This is a genomic window from Streptomyces sp. NPDC043685 (assembly GCF_056436585.1).
Genome location: NZ_JBWKCH010000016.1, coordinates 84,910 through 103,122 on the forward strand (window position 1 = coordinate 84,910; position 18,213 = coordinate 103,122).

The window sequence follows — 18,213 nt, forward strand, 5'->3', positions numbered from 1 at the left end:
GACAAACGATCAAGCATGTGTGGTGAAGGTTCTGGGTGCCGAATGCTCCGTCTGTCGCTTCAACAGGCGTCACCACGGCAATTGCCGCGCGAAGGCTGAACCAGGGAGCAGGAGGCGGTCCAGGCGAGGAGTGCGCGTGACCTGCGATCGGCCGTCCCTACGACTTCAGATACCTCAGGACCGCCAGGATCCGCCGGCTGTAACCGGTGGTATGGGACAACTCCAGCTTGTCGAAAATTGCGTTGAGGTTCTTCTCCACCGAGCTCAGCGAGATGTGCAGCTTCTGCGCGATCGCCGTGTTGGTATGCCCCTGGGCCAGAGTCTCGAGAACGCTGCGTTCGCGGGGCGTGAGACGGGTCAGCGGATCTGCGTGCGTCGTGCGGATGACCAGCTGCCGCACCACCTCGGGGTCGATGGCAGCGCCCCCCGCCTGGATGCGTTCCAACGCGTCCAGGAACTCCTCCACCTGAGCAACGCGGTCCTTGAGGAGGTAGCCCACCCGTTCTGCATTTGAGGCCAGCAGTTGCACTGCATAGTTGCGCTCGATGTGCTGAGACAGCACCAGCACGCCGACCTCTGGCCACCGCTCGCGGATCTCCAGCGCTGCGCGCAGTCCCTCGTCGGTGTGCGCCGGAGGCATCCGGATGTCGAGAACGACGATGTCGGGTTGCCGCAAGGCCATCTCCTCCAGCAGGGGCTCGGCGTCGCCGAATGCGCCCAGGACCTCGTGTCCCTCCTCGACGAGAAGCCGGACCAGCCCCTCGCGCAGCAGTGTCGAGTCCTCGGCGATCATCAGGTGCATGGCAGCTCCGCGGTAATGGTGGTGGGTCCCCCTTCAGGGCTGTCGATGCGCAGGATGCCATCGAGCGCGGCAGTCCTGCTGCGCAGTCCGCTCAGCCCGCTGCCCGCAGGGTTCGCGCCGCCCTTGCCGTTGTCCTGGACCTGCACCGTGAGCACTCTGCTGCGGAGCACCACCCGCACGGAGACGGCCGTGGCACTGGAGTGCTTGGCCGCGTTGGTCACGGATTCCGACACCACGAAGTACGCTGCGGTTTCCACCGGTTGCGGGAGTGGCTCACCAACGTCGAACTCCGTACGGACGGGGATGCTGCACCGATCGGACACTCCGCCCAGCGCTTCCTTGAGCCCCAAACTGTCCAACGCCGAGGGATAGACCCGCCAGGTCACTTGGCGCAGTTCCGCGAGGATGTCCCGGGACTCCTCGTGCGCCTGGCGCAGCAGGGCGTCTGCTTGCTCAGGACTGCGTCCCCTGCGTGCCCGGCCGAGCAGCATGCCCAGCGCCACCAGCCGCTGCTGGATTCCGTCGTGGAGGTCCCGCTCGATGCGGCGGCGTTCGGCATCTACCGCCTGCACGACCGCTGCCCGGCTGGCGGCCAGTTCATGGATTCGCCGCTCCAGCAGTTCCCGTTCGGAGGGGCCGAAACACTCTCGGGCGATGCGCGCGTCCAGGGTTGCAAGTGAGTGAAGCCCCTGGACGTCGAGGAAGAGCAGCACACTGCCGAGGAGCACCTGCATCAACAACTCGTCCCAAAGGACGGTTCCCTGGGCTATTCCCCTCACGAGCAGCCCCGCCAGGACGAAGCCGAAGCCCAGCAGCCCTAGCACGACGCCGCCCAGCAGTCCCGTGTAGCTGCGGACCGCGAGATAGCGAAGCATCTTCTGGTCGGATGCCTTGTAATGCTCGAGGAAGCGGTCGCCGAAGAAGACGGCCCGGCGGATCCGCTCCAGGGTCGTCAGCCGACGGGCTCCGGTCATGAGGATGCCGAGGGCACTGGCCCGGGTGAGTGGCCACAGCAGGAAGGGGCCGAGGGCGGTGCCTACGACGAGGAAGTAGAGGAAGCCGAGCAAGGCCGTGACGCAGCCGAGGAACGTACCGACGCTCCGACGCGACCAGGATGCTGGCAGGACCGCTGCATCGTTGCCCTCGCCGGAGTCGTCCTGGACCGATAAGCGCGGCAGGTGATCGGCGGTGCCGCCTGCGGAATCCCCCTGCACGAGGGGAGAGCCTAGTGGGGCTGCACAGCCGGAGCAAGATCGCTCCGGCTGTGCGCTGGGCGGGGCCACTGTGCGAGCCTGCCTGCGGTAGGTCAGGAAGTGCGGCGGTGCTGGGCCTGGTTGCGGCCGCGCAGCCGTACGGCCACGTAGCCCGCAAAGGCGACGACCACCAGGACCAGCACCGCCTTGGAGAGGATCCCGACGTAGGTCTCCACCACCTCCCACTGCTCGCCCAGCCAGTAACCGGCCATCACCAGGACGGAGTTCCAGATCAGGCTGCCGAGCGTGGTCAGCATGACGAACACGGGCAGGGGCATGCGCTCCACCCCGGCGGGGACGGAGATGAGGCTGCGGAAGATCGGCACCATGCGGCCGAGGAAGACCGCCTTGGTTCCGTGCTCCACGAACCACTGCTCCGTGCGCTCCAGGTCGGAAGCCTTCACCAGTGGCAGCTTCGCCCAGATCGCGTGCATGCGTTCACGGCCGAAGAGCATGCCGATCCAGTAGAGGACCACGGCTCCTGCCACCGAGCCGAGCGTGGTCCAGAACAGCGCTGAAGCCAGGGTGAGAACTCCCTGCCCGGCGGCGAACCCGGTTAGCGGCAGGATCACCTCGCTCGGCAGCGGTGGGAAGAGGTTTTCCAGCGCGATGGCCAGGCCGGCTCCGGGACCGCCCAGGGTGTCGACGAGATTGGCGGCCCAGCCCGCGATGCCGTCGGCGGGTTCATTCGGCAGAGCCAAGGACATGAAGTGCATGCGAGTCTCCCAGCTGGCGGGTCGGCAGGGGCAGGCACCCCGACTGCCCTCCAAGCTAGAAATCGCAGCTCAGCGGCGGTATGCGGATTGCCGTCCGGTCCGGTGGTGTTTTCCGCACTACTCACCCTGCGGAAAACCGCACCCCTACGGACCGGGCACTGTGCCAGATGGGATCAGGACCCATCGCCGTGTGCGTATGCAGGCTGGGTCACGTCCCGGCCCCCTTGCAAGAGACCCACACCACACGGCTTGGGACGGTTTTCAAGCGGCCTCACACACTCACACAAAGATCAACAGTCGCGCTGCGTACCCGGCACGTGAAGTCGGCCAGAGCCCGTTCTTGCGTACACAGCCACCAGAGACAACCCCGCTGACCAGACATCCTCAAGAAAGGCGCATATTGCACGATCTCAACTCCCCTTCTCTGACGCTCACGAGCCGAGTACGGGCTCCCTTCGACTGTCCCCGAGCTGTGAACCGCGCAGCGCCCTCGTGGGAACTCCCGCCTTCACCACCTGCTCAGCCCCAGAGGCGACCGAAGTTCAGCCTGATGCTGTTCAGTTCCGCTGAACTCCGGGCCATCGCACGACTCGGGTGGACTCCACTCCGGTGCGCCGGATGACGATGCACGCCACGTGGTGCGCACCGCGATGTCCGCCACCGCATCCCGCGGCGCACCACCCGACGATGTTTGGCACTCTCGCGCGCGCCCGGTGCGCCGCACCCGCGGGCGTTCCTCGTGCAGGAAGCTGCCCGGGTGATCCACTTAGAATTCCTAACGAAAAGCCTTTTCGGCGTCTTCTGGTTCCTCGTGTCTCGGTCCGGCGGCATAGGCCAACGGGGGTGCGATGGCTTGGGCATCGGCTCCCTCGCCGACCCATAGCCCGATGAAGAGCGCGGCGGTAGCTTCCAGGAGTCCCGCTCGTTCGAGACCGCCGCCGGCCACAGGCTCGCAGCCGACATGCCGCACCAACTGGTGCACAAAAGCGAGAGCCGTTTCGTCGTCTCCGCAGACCGGAACGGCCAGTGGTCGCCCGTCGAAGACGGGCGGCGACATGCGCCACACGTCCTCATGGCAGAGATTGAACGCCTTGACTACATGAGTTCTCGGTGCCGCCGCGGCCAGTTGCTGTGCAGCCGAGAGGCCGCCCTGTGTCAGTAGCAGGAAGCCCGGACCGACCGGGTTCGAGCAGTCGATCAGTACCTTGCCGTCCAGGACCGCCCGGAGATCCCGCGCCACGCTCGCCCCCGCGCCGAAGGGCAGCGCGGCCAGTACCACCTGACCGAACTCGGCCGCCGCACGCAGACTGGCCGCCTTCGCGCTGCCCCCGAGACGCTTCGCGAGCCGCTCCGCCTTGTGCATGTCCCGTCCTCCGATGGCCACATTGTGCCCGGCCCGGACCCAGTGGGCGGCGAGCGCGTCCGCCATGTTCCCCGTGCCCAGTACGCCGATTCTCATCACGCATTTCCTCCCACGACCTGCTTGGACCGTTCCCAGCGACGCTAGAGGGCCTGTCAGGCACCATTTGGTACGTGACGACCCACGCCTTCCTCGCCGACTGCCGTGCCCGCCTGGCTTTCGACCTCCTGTCCAACACCTGGAACGCCGTCGTGCTCTGGGCGCTGCGCGACGGCCCCAGACGCCCGGTCGAATTACGCGAGCAGATCGGGGGGATCAGCTCCAAGGTCCTCACCGAGACGCTGCGGCGCTTGCAGTCCAACGGACTGGTGGACCGGCAGGCACACCCCGGAGCCCCACCACGCGTTGAGTACCGACTCACTGCCCTGGGGCGGAGTTTCCTGGCACCCATCGACGCTGTCGGAGCATGGGCCTTCGAGCATGGCGACGAGGTCATGGCTGCCCAGGAAGCCGAATGCACCGCCACCGAGTCCCCCTCAGAGTGAGCGCAGACGTCTCCAGCAGATGAGTGCGCACCCGAGGGTGAGGAGGTCTTCGTGGATGCCGCCTGCGGATCTCCCAACGGATCCGCAGGCGGCGGAACCAGTGCAGACGGGCAAAGGCGCGCTCGACGACCCAGCGTTGGATGCCCAGCCCAGAGCCGTGCTCGGTACCTCGGCGGGCGATCAGAGGCTTCACGCCGAGATCCCAGACCAAGCGCCGGTACTTGTCGTGATCGTAGCCGCAGTCGGCCAGCACCACGTCCGGGCGGCGCCGAGGCCGGCCGCGTTTGCCGCGCACGGGCGGCACGGCTTGGAGGAGTGGAATCAGCTGGGTGACGTCGTTGCGGTTGCCGCCGGTCAAGGTGGCGGCCAGCGGGATGCCGGTGGCGTCGGTGATCAGATGATGCTTGCCGCCCGTCCTGCCCCGGTCAACGGGGCTTCGTCCGGTCTTGGATCCCCTTTTAGCGCCCGGATGTGGGAGCCGTCGACGGCCGCCCGGGAGAAGTCCAGGGCGTTCGCGCTGCGCAGAGCTCTCGCAGGCATCGTGGTAGTCGCGCAGAAGTCGGGCGAAATTGCTCAGGCCGGGGTCGTCCACGACCTTGGCCCAGCCCGACGCTCCGGAGTCACCGTGGATGTAGGTAAGGACCTCGCGACCCTCCTCGTCGATTCCCAGCGGTCGGGGCGCATAGGCAAACCCCACATTCTCCAGGTGCCGCAGCAACGCGTGGACGGTGGGCGTCCAGGGCTGGGCGGGCCTACAGACGGTGTCCCCGATCCGCACCACCCGACGGTGGGACGATGGAGGCCAGTCACCTCCCCACCCAACGAGGCGCCACTGGGGATTCCCCACTGACCCCAAGTACAGGAGAAGCCCGGCCTCCGCACGGCCGCGCACTGATGTTGAGAAACTCCAGCTATGCGTTAGACCCAGCACCACCTCAGCGACCACTTCATGTGGATCACCTGGGCACCCTTCCGCGCGAACTCCTGGTCCACCCTCAACTCACCCGGCCAGGTGGAAGCCGCGGTCCTTCAGCACAGCAGCCGTGTTTTCGGCACCAGCGATACCGAGGAAGCCGCCCGGCGCCAGGCCGCTGCGCCGGAGCCGGAGGCCGACGGCCAGGAGCCGGGCAAGCCCCGCCGCGGCATGTTCCGCCGGCGGACCTGACCCGGGCAAGCCGTAGGCGACCCTGGGTAAGCCTCCCCCCAACGAGGGCTTGCCCAGGCCGCCAACTCGGCGCTGGGCTGGAGACCGCGCGCTGAGACCCGGCCGCGGCGAAGGAGGAGCCGGTGGACAGCTTCAAGGCGGGACAGACGGTCGTACGGCGCGACGTGCACCGTACGGGCCGGGTGTGGAGCGAGCACGCGCTGCGCGTCGTCGCCGACACGAGCGAGGCACTGGTAGCCGCCTGCTCGCCGGGAGCCGAGACCCGCTGGCCAGCCCTGTACGTCAAGGCCCGAACCGACGGCGACCGATCGGTGCGCACGGAGGCGTTCGACGTAATGGCGACCGGCGTGTGGGAGCTCGCGGACGCAGTGTGGCAGGAGACCGAGCTGCTGCTGTGGAAGCCGCCGACGGCCTGGTTCAGCGTCAACGCCTTCTACACGAACGCGGGGCTGCGGAACTGGTACGTGAACTTCGAGCCCCCCACCCGCCGTATGACAAACGGCTTCGACACCTTCGACCGCACCGTGGACCTGGTCGTCGACCCCGACCTCACCCGCTGGGAGTGGAAGGACCAAGACGAGTACGCACACGTGCGGCGGCTCGGCATCGTCACCGACACCGAACACTAGGCCGTGGACGCCGCACGCGACCAGGTCCTCGCGATGCTCGCCGAGCGCTCCGGCCCTTTCGCCGACGCCGCCTCGTGGACGTCCTGGACTGGGCCGTCCCTCGGCTGCCGCGCCCGGCGCAGGGCATGGAGGGGGTTGCACCGACGGGTGGCTGAACCGTTGGCTGGACGGTTGCCTCCAGCGGAGGACCGAAGGTGTGACCGGAGGTGGGAGCCCCCCAAACCGGACACCGCCCGTTCCCGCAGGCCAGCACCCGTGGGCCCGCCGTCCAAGGGGGTGCCACCTCTTTTTCCCGCGCGATAGCCGAGGGAAGGCTCTACTGGTCGGCTGGCTGGGCCGCCGTGATGTGGGCGCTTGCCCCAGGAGCTGTGATCGGTGCCGCGGTCTCCGCGCTGCGGCGCAGAGCGGGGCTGGGCGTCACTGAAGTCGACGGTACGGGGCAACGCGTCATGCCCGGCGGGCAGCGGCTGGCTTTCGCTGCTGTGGCGGGTGCACCGACCCCCGCCCCTTCGAGGGCACCCGCCGCATCCTGGTCGCCATGTCCGACTGACCGTCTCCCGCGTCGCGGACCGCGGCCGCGTCCTCCCCTGACCCGGGAGGACGAAGCCGCGCCGTCATGCCCGCAGGAAGGCGAGGACCGCGAGGACCCGGCGGTGGCCCTCTGTGTCCACCGGCAGGTCCAGCTTGTTGAAGATGTTGCCGATGTGCTTGTTCACGGCGGCCTCGCTGATGAACAGATGCTTGGCGAGACTGGCGTTGGTGCGGCCCTCCGCGATCAGCGCGAGCACCTCGCGCTCCCGCGGGCTCAGCCGCTCCAGCGGATCCTGGCGCAGCCGCACCAGCTGGGTGATCACCTCCGGGTCCACCACGGTGCCGCCGGCTGCCACCCGCTCGATCGCGGACACGAAGTCCACGACCGCGCTCACCCGTTCCTTGAGTAGATAACCCACCCCGGCCCCGCCGCCCGAGTCGAGCAGGCGCAGCGCGTAGGAGCGCTCGACGTACTGGCTGAGGACGAGCACGGGCAGGCCCGGGAACTCCTCGCGCAGCGCGACCGCCGAGCGCATCCCGTCGTCGCTGAGCGACGGCGGCATGCGGACGTCGGTGACGATCAGGTCCGGCCGGTCGACCCGCACCGCCGCCACCAGGGCGTCGGCGTCCCCGACGGCCGCCACCACCTCGTGGCCAACCCGTTGCAGCAGCCCGACCAGCCCTTCGCGCAATAGGACGGCGTCCTCGGCCACGATCAGGCGAAGCGACACGGAACCTCCACATGCAGCAGGGTGGGACCCCCGGCCGGACTCGACACCCGCATCCGGCCGTCGAGCGCCGTGACCCGGTCCGCGAGCCCGGTCACGCCGCTGCCCGCTTCGGGATCGACCCCACCGTGACCGTCGTCCGTGATATCGAGGATCAACAGATCGGAATGGTAGCGCCCGCGTACCTGGGCGCTGGTGGCTCCACTGTGTTTGGCGATGTTCGTCATGGCCTCGTTGATCAGGTAGTACATCGTCGTTTCCAGCTTTCTGGGCAGCCGTTCGGGCAGTCGCAGATCCACGTTCACCGGGATCGGGAACCGGCCGGCGTAGTCCTCGATCGCCGCGACCAGCCCGTGGTCGGCGAGAACGGGCGGGTTGAGTCCCCGGATCAGAGCCCGCAACTCCTGGTGGGCGGTGGACAGCTGGACCTCGGCTTGGGTCAGCAGCTCTGCCTGCGCGGAGCCCTCCGGGACCTCCAGGCGCATCAGCCCGAGGGTCATCCCGAGCGAGACGAGCCGCTGCTGCGCCCCGTCGTGCAGGTCGCGCTCGATGCGCACCCGCTCGGCGTCGAAGGCGTCGAGCAGCCGCGACTGCGAGGCGCGCACCGCGCGCAGTTCCTCACCGAGCTCCTTGTCGCGGGGCGCGAGGAAGGTGCGGGCCATGGCGGCCCGCGCCCCGGCCCAGGACGTCACCGTGTACGGCGAGGCGAGCAGCACGACCGCGCCGAACACCGTCCACGGCCAGGTCTCGCGGCCGGTCGAGGCGAAGGTGGTGGCGGGGATGCCGAAGGAGAACGCGAGGACCATCAGGTCCATCCACCACAGGGCCGCCGCCGACAGCAGCGTGAACATCAGCTCCCGCCATGTCACCTGCTCCTTGAGCCGGGTGGCCGTCCAGGCGCGCAGGCCGGGGCCGTCGGGGGCCCGGTGCGGGTCGGACAGGTGGTCCAGGTCCACCAGGCGCAGTCGGCGGCGCTCCACCCGGGCCACCAGCGTGGACACCAGCACCATGCCGACCAGCGGCGCGACGCCGATCAGCACGACCAGCAGGGCGAGCCCCGCGGCCAGGCCCAGGGTCAAGACCAGCACCGCGGCGGCGCCGACCACGACGCCTCCGCTCAGATAGGCCAGCGACCGCCAGGGCCAGCTCGAGGTCAGGAAGCTCAGGGGACGCTGAGCCATGGCCTGCCAGGCTGTTGTGGGTTGCATGCGATCAACGTAACTGCGTGGAAAGGGATTTGGGGGTAGAGCTGCCTCTACCTCAGGAGTAGAGGGTGGATCAGTGCCCCGGCCATCCCCCGTGCAGTGGAATCGACGCATGACGACAACGAGGCAAACCCCGGTACAGGACACGGTCGAACTTCACGGTGTACGCAAGGTCCACGGCGCCGGCGGTCGTCAGGTGACCGCGCTGGACGGGGTCTCCATCGGATTCCCGCGCGGCACCTTCACCGCCATCATGGGCCCTTCCGGTTCCGGGAAGTCGACCTTGCTGCAGTGCGCGGCCGGCCTTGAGCAACCGACCGACGGGCGGATCGTCCTCGCCGGCGTGGACATCGGGCAACAGAACGAGAAGCAGCGCACCCAGCTCCGCCGTGACCACATCGGATTCGTCTTCCAGGCCTTCAACCTGGTGGAGTCCCTGACGGCGGCGCAGAACGTCGAGCTGCCGTCCCGGTTCGCCGGCCGCAGGGTCAGCCGCGAGCAGGTCGCGAACGCGCTCGCCGCGGTCGGTCTCGCCGAGCGCGCCGGGCACCGCCCCAGTGAGCTCTCCGGCGGTCAGCAGCAGCGCGTCGCCCTCGCCCGGGCGCTTGTCACCCGCCCCGACGTCCTCTTCGCGGACGAGCCCACCGGCGCCCTGGACACCACCACCTCGCGCGAGGTGCTCCGGATGATGCGGATGCTGGTCGACCAGGAGGGCCAGACCACCCTGATGGTCACGCACGACCCGGTCGCCGCGTCCGTGGCCGATGTCGTCGTCTTCCTCAAGGACGGGCAGATCGCCGACCGCATCTCGCTCGACTGTCCTTCGGACGGCAACAACGCCGCCGCGATCGCCACCCACATGGCCCGGTTGGAGGCGTGATGCTGATCCTCGCGAACGTACGCGAACGCTGGTCCGGCTTCCTCGGAGCCTTCGTCGCCGTCCTGGTCGGCGTCGCCCTGATCTCGACCACCCTGGTCATCTACGACTCCGCCCGGCCCAGGGTCCAGCCCCGCTACGACGGCACCACCGCCCTGGCCCTGCCCCACAAGGCCGCCGACGCCGACGGCAGCCCCGAGGACCGGATGCCGTGGAGCAAGGCCGAGGCCGAGCCGCTGGTGGCCGGACTCGACAAGGTTCCGGGTGTGGCCGACGCCGTGGTGGACCGCTCCTTCTACGCGCAGGCGATCCAGGGCGGCAAGCCCGTCACCGACGAGGGCGCCCTGGAGTCCGGGCACGGCTGGTCCAGCGCCCGGATGGCGCCCAACAAGCTGGTCTCCGGCCGCGCCCCGAGCGCCGCCGACGAGGTCGTGGTGGACCGCGCCCTGGGCGCGCCCGTGGGCAGCGGACTGACCGTCAACCTCACCGAGGGCCGCAGGCAGTTCACCGTCGTCGGTACCGTGGACGGCCCCGGCTACTACTTCAGCGAGGCGTTCGCCGCGCAGCACCAGCCCGGGGTCGGCGCCATCGCGCTGGTCGCCGACAAGGGAGCCGACACCGGCGCGATCGTCACCGCCGCGAAGAAGGTCCTCGGCGAGAAGGGCGACGTCGTCTCCGGCGACGGCCGGTCCGAACTGCAGCCGCAGTACATCGAGCACAAGCGTTTCCTGGGCGTCCAGCTCATCAGTGCCATGGCCATCCTCGGCCTGTTCACCACGGTGTTCGCGGTCGCCTCCATGCTGGTCCTGGCGACCGGGATGCGGCGCCGCGAGATCGGCCTGCTCCGCACCATCGGCGCCGCCTCCCAGCAGGTCAAGCGCATGATCATCGGCGAGGCCGCGGTGGTCGGCCTGCTCGGCTCGATCGCCGGCTGCGTGGCCGGCGTGGTCGCCGCCCCGGTGCTGCGCACCATCCTCGACAACCTCGACGTGGCGCCGCCCGGCATGGAGGTCACGGTCGCCGCCTGGCCGCTGCTCACGGCCTCCTTGATCGGTGTCGGTGTCAGCGTAGTCGGTGCCTGGACCGCCGGCCGCAAGGCGGCCCGGGTCGCCCCGATTGAGGCTCTCCTGGACAGCCGCTCCGCCAACCAGGGCATGGGGCGCAGCCGTTGGATCGCCGGCCTCGCCGTCCTCGGGGCCGGTGTGCTCCTGGCCATCGGCACCGCCACCTCCAGCGCCGACAACCGCATCAACATGGCGATCTTCGCCACCATGACGCTGATCGTCGCGGCCGCCCTGTTGACCCCCGCGTTCATCGGGCCCGTCGGCCGGTTCCTGACCGCCCCCTCCCAGCGCGGCGGCTCCGCCGGCCCGGTCCTGATCCGGGCGGAGCTGATCGCCAACCCGCGCCGTGCCGCCTCCCTGGTGGCCCCTGTGATCGCCGCCGTCGGCTTCGCGGTGCTGCTCAGCGGCATGGTGGAGACCATGCGGGTGGCGTACCCGGCGGGCGAGGCGCTGAAGGTGTCGGGACAGACGATCGTCACCCCGGACGGCACCCCCGGCAACACCGACGAGGTCGTCGCCGCCAACCCGGTGGGCAAGGCCGCTTTGCCGACCCGCGCTTTCGTCCTCAAGGACGCGTCGGCCGCCAAGGGCACCGAGCAGGCCGGGAACGCCACCGTCCTCGACGTCCTGGGCAGCCGGGACCCGCGCTGGAGCAAGCCGGGCGAGGCCGTCCTCGGCGAGCGCACCGCCAAGAAGCTGGGCCTGGCCAAGGGCGAGGACGTCCCGGTCCGGTTCGCCGACGGCACCGCCGTCACCCTGCGCGTCGGCTCGGTCCTGCCGGACGACCCGGCCCGCGGTGACTTCGTGGTCCCCCGCGACCTGGTCCGCGCCCACGACCCGGCGGCGCTCACCGACGACATCTTCGTCCCCGGCAACGCCAAGGCCTCCGGCGCCGTCCCCGGCACCGCCCTGCACGACGCCGCCGAGTACGCCCTGGCCGACTACCAGACCGACGCCAAGCTCACCGACAGCCTCGCCATGATGCTGATCGTCATCGCCGTCGGCTACAGCGTGATCGCCGTCGCCAACAGCATGGCCATGGCCGCCCACGGCCGGCGCCGCGACTTCGGGGTCATGAAGTCCGCCGGCGGCACCGTCGGCCAGCTGCTCCTGGTCTCGGTCGGTGAGACGTCCCTGGTCATCGTCATCGGCGCCGCCCTCGGCATCCTGGTGACGCTGCCCCCGCTGGCGGGCATGGCCTCCGGCCTCTCCCAGGCCACCTCGTCCGACGTGAGCCTGCACCTGAGCACCGGCACCCTCACCACCGCCGTCCTCGGCACCCTCGTGGTGGCCGTCCTCGCCGGACTCGCGGTCACCGCGAAGACGCTGCGCAAGCAGGCGGTGTAACCCACACACACCTCCCCACAGGCCGGAAGGCGCCGACCCTCGACTCATATCAGCTGATCGCCGCCCACTGGTGGGCGCTGCCCTGGTGGACGGCGGCGTAGATGCGATCACGCAACAGGTTGGCATCGTGGTCGGTGAGGGTGCGGTCCAGGTGCCGCAGGACCACCTTGAGGAGGACGTTCTTCTGGTCCGGATGGGCTCCGAGCCGCTCCAGGGCCTGCGGCGGGAGTTCGGCGCATGGCGTCTCGCTGAGGATCTCGACGGTTTCCACGCAGTCGGCGTCGGGGCCGAGGGCGTCACGGACCCGGTCGCCGAGGTCTTCGCCCAGGTCGTCGCGTTCGACGGCGACGGACAGGTCCCGGCGGATGGCGGGCATCGCGGACACGGCCCGGTAAGGGGTCAGGTCGGTCATCTGTGCGGCCACGGACGCTTCGGCCGAGCGCAAGATGCGGATGTCCGGGATGCCTTTGAGCAGCATCAGCATCCGGTCGAGCCCCATGCCGAGCGCCAGGCCGCTCCAGGAGGCGTCGAGGCCGGCCCGCTCAAGCACCTTCGGGTGCGCCAGGCCGCACTCCGCCACCTCGATCCACTCGCCGTCGCGATCCACGTCCACCTGGCGGCCGGAGAGGGTGTAAGGGTGGACACGGTCTTCGCGGCGGTGCTTCGCCCCGGGGAGTAGTCCTTCGACGAGGGTCGTGACCATTGCGTCCAAGTCATCCGTGGTCATGGGGGCCGGACGGCGGGTGATGCGCCACAGATCGAGCTGGTGGGGCGTGCCGGTGTGCAGGCGGTCGATGCTGTCGCGGCGGTAGACCAGTCCGGGGCAGACCAGGAGCACGTCGTCGACCGGATCCGCGGCCAAGGCACGCAGCGCGGCCGGGATCAGCGCGCTGGAGTGGCTGCGCAGCATGCGCTGGTCGTCGACGTAGCGGGTGTAGCGGGCGTCGCGGGTAATGTCGTCGGGGCGGTAGCCGAGGTTGTCGTAGTTGTCCTCGACGGTGACAGTGCGCTCGCCGCGGCACCAGCGGACCTCGCAGCCCCAGCGAGTCGCCAACGCCTCGACGGCGTGGTTGAGGACGAACTGGAGGGCGTGCTGTCCGGCGGCAGGGTCGGTGAGGTCCCGGATGGACAGGTCACGGGCGAGCTGTTCAGGGGAAAGGTGGGCAGGCATGTCGGCCTCCTGGTCAAGAGCTGTGACGGGGATTCGTAACCCCCCAGCCCCTGGGCCTGGCCGCACGGTGGAATCAGCCGACTCAGCTCTGGAGACGTGGCGAAGTCCGACCCCTGCGGCGCCCTTCGGGGGCCAGGGGGCCGGTAAATCGGCGAGAGATCGCTACGACGGCCACACCAGGACTATAGCTGGCCCACGGCGCCGGGCCTCGCTGTTTCCACCAGGCAGCCACCAGGTCACCGGCGAGCGTCACCTGGTGCCAGCAGGCTGGTGAGGGGTGCGACCGCTGCACTGCCCACTCCCAAAGGAAGGATCAACGCCAAATTTGGCTGGCGCTCCAGTGCATAGGCCCCCTGCAAGCGCCGCATGGTCGGACGTTCGCGCGCCACGGCGAGCGCGAGTGCGAGAAGCTGGATGGCACAGGTAGCGCGCAGAAGACCAGTGGTCGGCGCCCCTTCTTCCGTAGGTGAAGCGCCTGTGCCCAAAACAGTCAGGGTGTGTGGCTCTGTTCATCAGAACGGGCTCTGGCTCAACTTCTGCGAGGCGTTTCCACCGCCCCGGCCCCGCACGGCCTCGCGCTGACCCGTCAGGGCGTGCCCCGTGAGCCGGATTGCCGTGAACGTTCGGGGAAAGGCGAGAAGGGGACCAGCCGAAGGGGACAGGAGGACCTCATGCAAGGTGGCATGACGCCGCTGAGGAATCGATACCTCGCTGCGTGCTTCATCGTCGTCATGTACCTGCTGGTTGGCGCCCTGTTGGTCGGCTTGCTCGCTGCGGCGCTCTCGCCCAGCGGCGTGTGGTCAGGAGCGGCAGCTCTCATGGGCGGGGCCCTCGGGGCCGGCTTCGGCGTGTGGCGTCTTCGACGGACGCCCGAGGATGAACGCGCCGACGATCACATCTACTAGGACCTGGCTGACAAATGATCTTGTTGGGGTTCGCGGAGCCAGAGGATGAGTGCCGCGAGGTGGAGTCCGGTCCGGTAGCGGGCGGCGAGTTTGTCGAAGCGGGTCGCGATGGCGTGGAACTGCTTGAGCCGGTTGAAGCAGCGTTCGACGACGTTGCGGGCCTTGTAGAGATCGCGGTCGAAGGCCGGGCCGCGCCGTATCCGGTTGGCCTTCTGGTCCGCTCTCTCCGGGATCACCGACCGGATGCCGCGGCGCCGCAGCGTCTGGCGGATCGCCCGTGACGAATACGCTTTGTCGGCGATGACCGCGTCGGGCCTGCGGCGCGGCCGGCCGACGCCGGTCCGGGGCACTCTCACCGCGTCCAGGACCGCGTCGAAGGCGGTGGAGTCGTTGACGTTGCCCGGCGTGACGAGGACGGCCAGGCCCGCCACCGCCGGAAGCTCGGTTCCCGCGGTGGCCGGCCACCGCACTTCGATCCGGTCGACTACCGCGAGCGTCACGCGGTGGAGTGCGGGATCAACCGCCTCAAGATTCACCGGGCTGTCGCCACGCGATACGACAAACTCGCGGTCCGCTACGAGGCGACCGTCCTCGTCGCGGCCATCAACGAGTGGCTATAACCCTCGGCCATCACACGATGGAATCCACGTTCCACGTCTCCGGCAGATCGCTGCCGCAGAACACGCAGACGAAGTCGTCCTCGCGCACGATGTTGTGCTTCTGGCAATCAGGACACCGGCGGAACACCACCTCGTGGGTGAAGCTGGAGGGCCGTTCGATTCCTACGTCGTCCAGAGCACGAGCGACTGCCGACCAGGAGCCGATGTCGGGGCAGTATCCGGTGGACTGGTTGCTGACCGTGCTCACAGCCCACCGGTCCCGCTCGCGCACGAAACCAATCTCGCCGGCACTCAAGACCATGGCTCCGCCGGCACAGGCCACGTGCTCGCTCCGTCGCGGCGCCAGCCGAAGCACACCGTCCACGCCGACCACGAAGGTGAACGGTTCGGCCAGTTCTGCTGCCGATAGCTCAGCGATCCAGCTGTCGAAGTCAGCCGCCGAGCCGATCGGGCACCCGCCGCTGTCAGGCCGGACCGCAGCCTTCAGCTCGACCGGTCCGACGTATCGGTAACTCCGCCCCTGCGTACTCACGTCAGCCAACCTAGAGCACTTCCGACACACGCCCTAGGCCCGGGCGGGTTGGGACAGGGATCACGCGGGCAGGCTGTGCCCGCAGCGCGTGGCGCGGGCCAGCACACAGCACCGAGTCGGCGGGCTCGCCGCCTCACAGGCGCTGCTTGATGCGGACACCTCACCCGGCATGGGCGGCCCACATCCACCTCATCTACGACGAACCCGCCATCGCCGGTGGCCTCGCCCCCGTGTTCGCGAGCAGTTCGCCACCGCGATCCTCACCACCGGAACCTGGCAGCGGCTGGCCCCGAAGCCCAGCGCGTACCCGGACTTTACGCACGCCATCCAGGGCACGGGGCTCGACCGCCCGCTGTAACCGATGCCCGTGGCTGGCTGAGCCGGAAGTGGCCGGGGCAGCCCCAAGGGAAAGCCGGGCAAGCCGCCCCCGGACGTCGGCTTGTCGGCCGCCGACAGGGCCGCGCTGGGATGGTTGCCCGCCCGGCTTGACGGACGTTCTGGCCGGCCGAAACCCAGGCGATCAAACTGCGCCGGATCTGGACCATATGTCACAACAGGCCCTCAAAGTCGGGGAGTCTGGGCATTCTTGCAGCATGGCCCGAAACGAAGATGCGGCGAGTTCGTCGGAGTCCCAGGCAGGAGCCAGATCCTCTGCCGGTCCGCCCGCTGCTTTCGCGCAGGCTTCCGGGACTGATGACGGCAGCAGCACACCGCAGACCGTGTCTCCACCTGGTCCAAGACCTATCGCAGCACAGACTTCGGCCCCACAGGGGGAGTCCGCGCCAGCCGTTGACGCGGACGCGTCCGAGGAATCTAGTACCGGCCCGTACCGGGTCACGATGTTGGATCTCGGACGGTTCGTGGTCGGCGCCGTCACGGTGATGGCGGCACTGGCGGGACTGATTCTCGGCATTCGGGCCGAGCTGTACGCCGGTAGGGAGGATCAGCGCGCCGAGAAGGCGGAGCAGCGGGCGGCCGCGGAGGAGAGCCGGTCCAAGGAGGACCGGGAGAAGGCGTACGCGAACCTTGTCGACTTCTACCGAATGGGCTCGGAGGTGATCGTGGTGAACGGAAGCTCCCGCGTCATGGCGATGCGGCTCACGCTCCCGGCGAGCAAGGTGACATGGGACCTGGACCTCCTCCAGCCCTGCAAGCAGATAGCCGTCCCGAACAAGGCGCTGCTCGACTCCATGGCCGTAGAAGAGCCGTCGATGCATCTGACGGAAGGGGACCTGGGGCAACTCCGGCTGGAGTTCATGGACCCGATGAGCAAGGCCTGGATCCGTAACAGCGGCGGGGCCCTCGCGCGCATGGACGCATGGGCACCGTCTGGGCAGCCCACCCTGGTGAGCTCGGAGGCGTGGAACATGTCGGCGCAGGACGCCCCCCAATGCGACGGGTCCTGATCCGCTGCACGAAGGACGAGCACACCGACCTCAGGGCAGACCTGCAGGCCGGACACGGTGGGTTCTTGGGGTGGGCGAGTGACACTGGCCCAAAGGCCGGCGCTGCGTATGGAGCCGCTGGTGCAGGCAGAGCGCGCCAAGCGCGCGAGGAACGACCTGCCCGATCCGAACCGGTGGCAGGAGTACTTCGAGAACCTCTATCACCTGGTGCGCGAGATGCCGGCGGAGGAAGCGCGGGCTGAAACTCAACTGTGGCGGCTCACCCGTCCGTGACTGGTGCTCTGCCAGCGTAAGAGGGCATCTGATCTGGGTAGTTGGCGTTCTGGGACGTTTTTGTGACTGGCGTCGTTGGTCGTCGTTGCATGAGGCGTGAGTGTTCGTCGCCCGTACCGAAGTGACGTGTCCGACGCCCGCTGGGCCTTGATCGAACCGGTCTTCGCCGCCTGGCGGGCGAGACGGACCGGACCCGGCACGGCAGCTCGGGTGCACGACCTGCGGGAGATCGTCAACGCGATCCTCTACGTCAACCGCACCGGCATCCCATGGGAGTACCCGCCGCACGACTTCCAGCCGTACAAGACCGTCTACGACTACTATGCGAAGTGGGAAGCCGACGGCACCACGCAGCAGGTCCACGACCTGTTACGCGACAAGGCCCGGCGGGCTCACGGCCGCAGCAAGGAGCCCACCGCGGCCGTGGTGGACGCGCAGAGCGTGAAGACCTCGGCAAACGTCGCCGAGGCCAGCCAGGGCATCGACGCCGGCAAAAAGATCAAAGGACGCAAGCGGCACCTGATCACGGACTCGCTCGGTCTGGTGCTGGCCGTCCTGGTCACCGCCGCGAACGTGCACGACACCACCGGCGGCAAACTTCTGCTCGACGACCTGGCCGCGGCACATCCCAGCGTGACCAAGGTCTGGGCCGACGGCGGTTACCAGAACAGCATCTTCAACCACGGCGCCCGGCTTGGCATCGATGTCGAGGTAGTGCAACGGCCACGGGCTAAGGGGTTCGAGCCGCTGCCGAAGCGGTGGGTGGTCGAGCGGACCTTCGGCTGGCTGATGCAGCACCGTCGCCTGGCGCGGGACTACGAAGCCCTCCCGCAGAGATCCCGCACGATGATCCACTGGGCGATGGCTAACAAAATGTCCCGCGAGCTGACAGGAGAATCCGTACCAACCTGGCGAATCGAAACGGACATCCCACTCGTATCGGCGTGAACACTGATCAGATGCTCTCTAAGAGGTCCTAACAGAAGCCGTTGATCATGTGACTGTCGGTTTGGCTGCTCGTTGGACTCCTCGTGGGAGAGAGGGAGTCGCGTCCGTGGATCGTCTCGGACGAACTGTGGTCGCT

17 protein-coding genes and 2 pseudogenes are annotated in these 18,213 nt (G+C 68.7%); 9 read left to right on the forward strand and 10 right to left on the reverse strand.

What is annotated here, in order from left to right; genetic code table 11:
• Positions 1–157: 157 nt before the first annotated feature.
• The 4 genes from AC0665_RS36865 to AC0665_RS36880 all read right to left on the reverse strand — a co-directional run bounded on the left by AC0665_RS36865 (position 158) and on the right by AC0665_RS36880 (position 4,230).
• Positions 158–802, reverse strand: a complete 645-nt coding sequence (locus AC0665_RS36865) for a response regulator (RefSeq protein ID WP_478610881.1) — start codon at positions 800–802, stop codon at positions 158–160.
• Positions 793–2,016: a sensor histidine kinase gene (locus AC0665_RS36870; protein ID WP_478706726.1), complete on the reverse strand. Its 1,224-nt coding sequence runs from the start codon at positions 2,014–2,016 to the stop codon at positions 793–795. Before AC0665_RS36870 ends, AC0665_RS36865 begins: the two co-directional genes overlap by 10 nt.
• 92 nt (positions 2,017–2,108) lie before the next feature.
• Positions 2,109–2,771: a DedA family protein gene (locus AC0665_RS36875; RefSeq protein ID WP_478610887.1), complete on the reverse strand. Its 663-nt coding sequence runs from the start codon at positions 2,769–2,771 to the stop codon at positions 2,109–2,111.
• 775 nt (positions 2,772–3,546) lie between these two features.
• On the reverse strand, positions 3,547–4,230 hold the full coding sequence (locus AC0665_RS36880) for an NADPH-dependent F420 reductase (protein ID WP_478610890.1): 684 nt from the start codon (positions 4,228–4,230) through the stop codon (positions 3,547–3,549).
• Positions 4,231–4,304: 74 nt separating this feature from the next.
• On the opposite strand from AC0665_RS36880, the gene AC0665_RS36885 reads away from it, so the two are divergent.
• Positions 4,305–4,676 carry a winged helix-turn-helix transcriptional regulator gene (locus tag AC0665_RS36885; protein WP_478706727.1) on the forward strand — a complete coding sequence of 124 codons (372 nt, stop codon included), beginning with the start codon at positions 4,305–4,307 and terminating at the stop codon, positions 4,674–4,676.
• Here AC0665_RS36885 and AC0665_RS36890 read toward each other — a convergent pair.
• Positions 4,668–5,201, reverse strand: a pseudogene (locus AC0665_RS36890) (IS5 family transposase); the annotation flags it as partial. The gene AC0665_RS36885 and the pseudogene AC0665_RS36890 overlap by 9 nt on opposite strands.
• A 424-nt stretch (positions 5,202–5,625) precedes the next feature.
• Between AC0665_RS36890 and AC0665_RS36895 the strand changes: the two are divergent.
• Both AC0665_RS36895 and AC0665_RS36900 read left to right on the forward strand, forming a co-directional pair.
• Positions 5,626–5,841, forward strand: coding sequence for a hypothetical protein (locus AC0665_RS36895; protein WP_478610896.1), 216 nt, complete (start codon positions 5,626–5,628; stop codon positions 5,839–5,841).
• A gap of 122 nt (positions 5,842–5,963) precedes the next feature.
• Positions 5,964–6,470: a ribonuclease FAU-1 family protein gene (locus AC0665_RS36900; RefSeq protein WP_478706728.1), complete on the forward strand. Its 507-nt coding sequence runs from the start codon at positions 5,964–5,966 to the stop codon at positions 6,468–6,470.
• A 614-nt stretch (positions 6,471–7,084) separates the two neighbouring features.
• Here the strand turns inward: AC0665_RS36900 and AC0665_RS36905 are convergent.
• Both AC0665_RS36905 and AC0665_RS36910 read right to left on the reverse strand, forming a co-directional pair.
• Positions 7,085–7,717 (reverse strand): LuxR C-terminal-related transcriptional regulator, encoded by a 633-nt coding sequence (locus AC0665_RS36905; RefSeq protein WP_478610996.1) that lies wholly within the window; start codon positions 7,715–7,717, stop codon positions 7,085–7,087.
• Positions 7,717–8,937, reverse strand: a complete 1,221-nt coding sequence (locus AC0665_RS36910) for a sensor histidine kinase (protein WP_478610902.1) — start codon at positions 8,935–8,937, stop codon at positions 7,717–7,719. The genes AC0665_RS36905 and AC0665_RS36910 overlap by 1 nt, the downstream gene beginning before the upstream one ends.
• Before the next feature lie 109 nt (positions 8,938–9,046).
• On the opposite strand from AC0665_RS36910, the gene AC0665_RS36915 reads away from it, so the two are divergent.
• Positions 9,047–9,814, forward strand: coding sequence for an ABC transporter ATP-binding protein (locus AC0665_RS36915; protein WP_478610904.1), 768 nt, complete (start codon positions 9,047–9,049; stop codon positions 9,812–9,814).
• Positions 9,814–12,222, forward strand: a complete 2,409-nt coding sequence (locus tag AC0665_RS36920; RefSeq protein WP_478706729.1) for an ABC transporter permease — start codon at positions 9,814–9,816, stop codon at positions 12,220–12,222. Before AC0665_RS36915 ends, AC0665_RS36920 begins: the two co-directional genes overlap by 1 nt.
• A 49-nt stretch (positions 12,223–12,271) precedes the next feature.
• Here the strand turns inward: AC0665_RS36920 and srmL are convergent, their stop codons facing one another.
• Positions 12,272–13,393, reverse strand: coding sequence for a PheS-related mystery ligase SrmL (srmL, locus tag AC0665_RS36925; protein WP_478610909.1), 1,122 nt, complete (start codon positions 13,391–13,393; stop codon positions 12,272–12,274).
• Between the two features lie 671 nt (positions 13,394–14,064).
• Here srmL and AC0665_RS36930 point away from each other — a divergent pair.
• Positions 14,065–14,298, forward strand: a complete 234-nt coding sequence (locus AC0665_RS36930; RefSeq protein WP_381207806.1) for a hypothetical protein — start codon at positions 14,065–14,067, stop codon at positions 14,296–14,298.
• Here AC0665_RS36930 and AC0665_RS36935 read toward each other — a convergent pair.
• Together AC0665_RS36935 and AC0665_RS36940 are read right to left on the reverse strand one after the other, a co-directional pair.
• A pseudogene (locus tag AC0665_RS36935) lies at positions 14,295–14,720 on the reverse strand (IS5 family transposase); the annotation flags it as partial. The gene AC0665_RS36930 and the pseudogene AC0665_RS36935 sit on opposite strands and share 4 nt — an antisense overlap.
• Before the next feature lie 208 nt (positions 14,721–14,928).
• Entirely contained in the window at positions 14,929–15,450 is a 522-nt protein-coding gene (locus AC0665_RS36940) for a hypothetical protein (protein ID WP_478610913.1), read from the reverse strand.
• Between the two features lie 839 nt (positions 15,451–16,289).
• Here AC0665_RS36940 and AC0665_RS36945 point away from each other — a divergent pair.
• From AC0665_RS36945 to AC0665_RS36955, 3 genes are all read left to right on the forward strand, one after another.
• Positions 16,290–16,856 (forward strand): hypothetical protein, encoded by a 567-nt coding sequence (locus tag AC0665_RS36945; RefSeq protein ID WP_478610916.1) that lies wholly within the window; start codon positions 16,290–16,292, stop codon positions 16,854–16,856.
• Positions 16,857–16,934: 78 nt separating this feature from the next.
• Positions 16,935–17,129 carry a hypothetical protein gene (locus AC0665_RS36950; RefSeq protein ID WP_478706730.1) on the forward strand — a complete coding sequence of 65 codons (195 nt, stop codon included), beginning with the start codon at positions 16,935–16,937 and terminating at the stop codon, positions 17,127–17,129.
• A 96-nt stretch (positions 17,130–17,225) separates the two neighbouring features.
• Positions 17,226–18,077: an IS5 family transposase gene (locus AC0665_RS36955; RefSeq protein WP_478706731.1), complete on the forward strand. Its 852-nt coding sequence runs from the start codon at positions 17,226–17,228 to the stop codon at positions 18,075–18,077.
• Positions 18,078–18,213: the final 136 nt, after the last annotated feature.

Excerpts from the sequence above, each read along its gene's own strand:
- AC0665_RS36945 (WP_478610916.1), top strand. The coding sequence starts at position 16,290 with ATGTTGGATCTCGGACGGTTCGTGGTCGGCGCCGTCACGGTGATGGCG.
- AC0665_RS36880 (WP_478610890.1), bottom strand. The coding sequence starts at position 4,230 with ATGAGAATCGGCGTACTGGGCACGGGGAACATGGCGGACGCGCTCGCC.
- AC0665_RS36910 (WP_478610902.1), bottom strand. The coding sequence starts at position 8,937 with ATGCAACCCACAACAGCCTGGCAGGCCATGGCTCAGCGTCCCCTGAGC.
- AC0665_RS36895 (WP_478610896.1), top strand. The coding sequence starts at position 5,626 with ATGTGGATCACCTGGGCACCCTTCCGCGCGAACTCCTGGTCCACCCTC.
- AC0665_RS36930 (WP_381207806.1), top strand. The coding sequence starts at position 14,065 with ATGCAAGGTGGCATGACGCCGCTGAGGAATCGATACCTCGCTGCGTGC.
- AC0665_RS36875 (WP_478610887.1), bottom strand. The coding sequence starts at position 2,771 with ATGCACTTCATGTCCTTGGCTCTGCCGAATGAACCCGCCGACGGCATC.
- AC0665_RS36915 (WP_478610904.1), top strand. The coding sequence starts at position 9,047 with ATGACGACAACGAGGCAAACCCCGGTACAGGACACGGTCGAACTTCAC.
- AC0665_RS36865 (WP_478610881.1), bottom strand. The coding sequence starts at position 802 with ATGCACCTGATGATCGCCGAGGACTCGACACTGCTGCGCGAGGGGCTG.
- srmL (WP_478610909.1), bottom strand. The coding sequence starts at position 13,393 with ATGCCTGCCCACCTTTCCCCTGAACAGCTCGCCCGTGACCTGTCCATC.
- AC0665_RS36920 (WP_478706729.1), top strand. The coding sequence starts at position 9,814 with ATGCTGATCCTCGCGAACGTACGCGAACGCTGGTCCGGCTTCCTCGGA.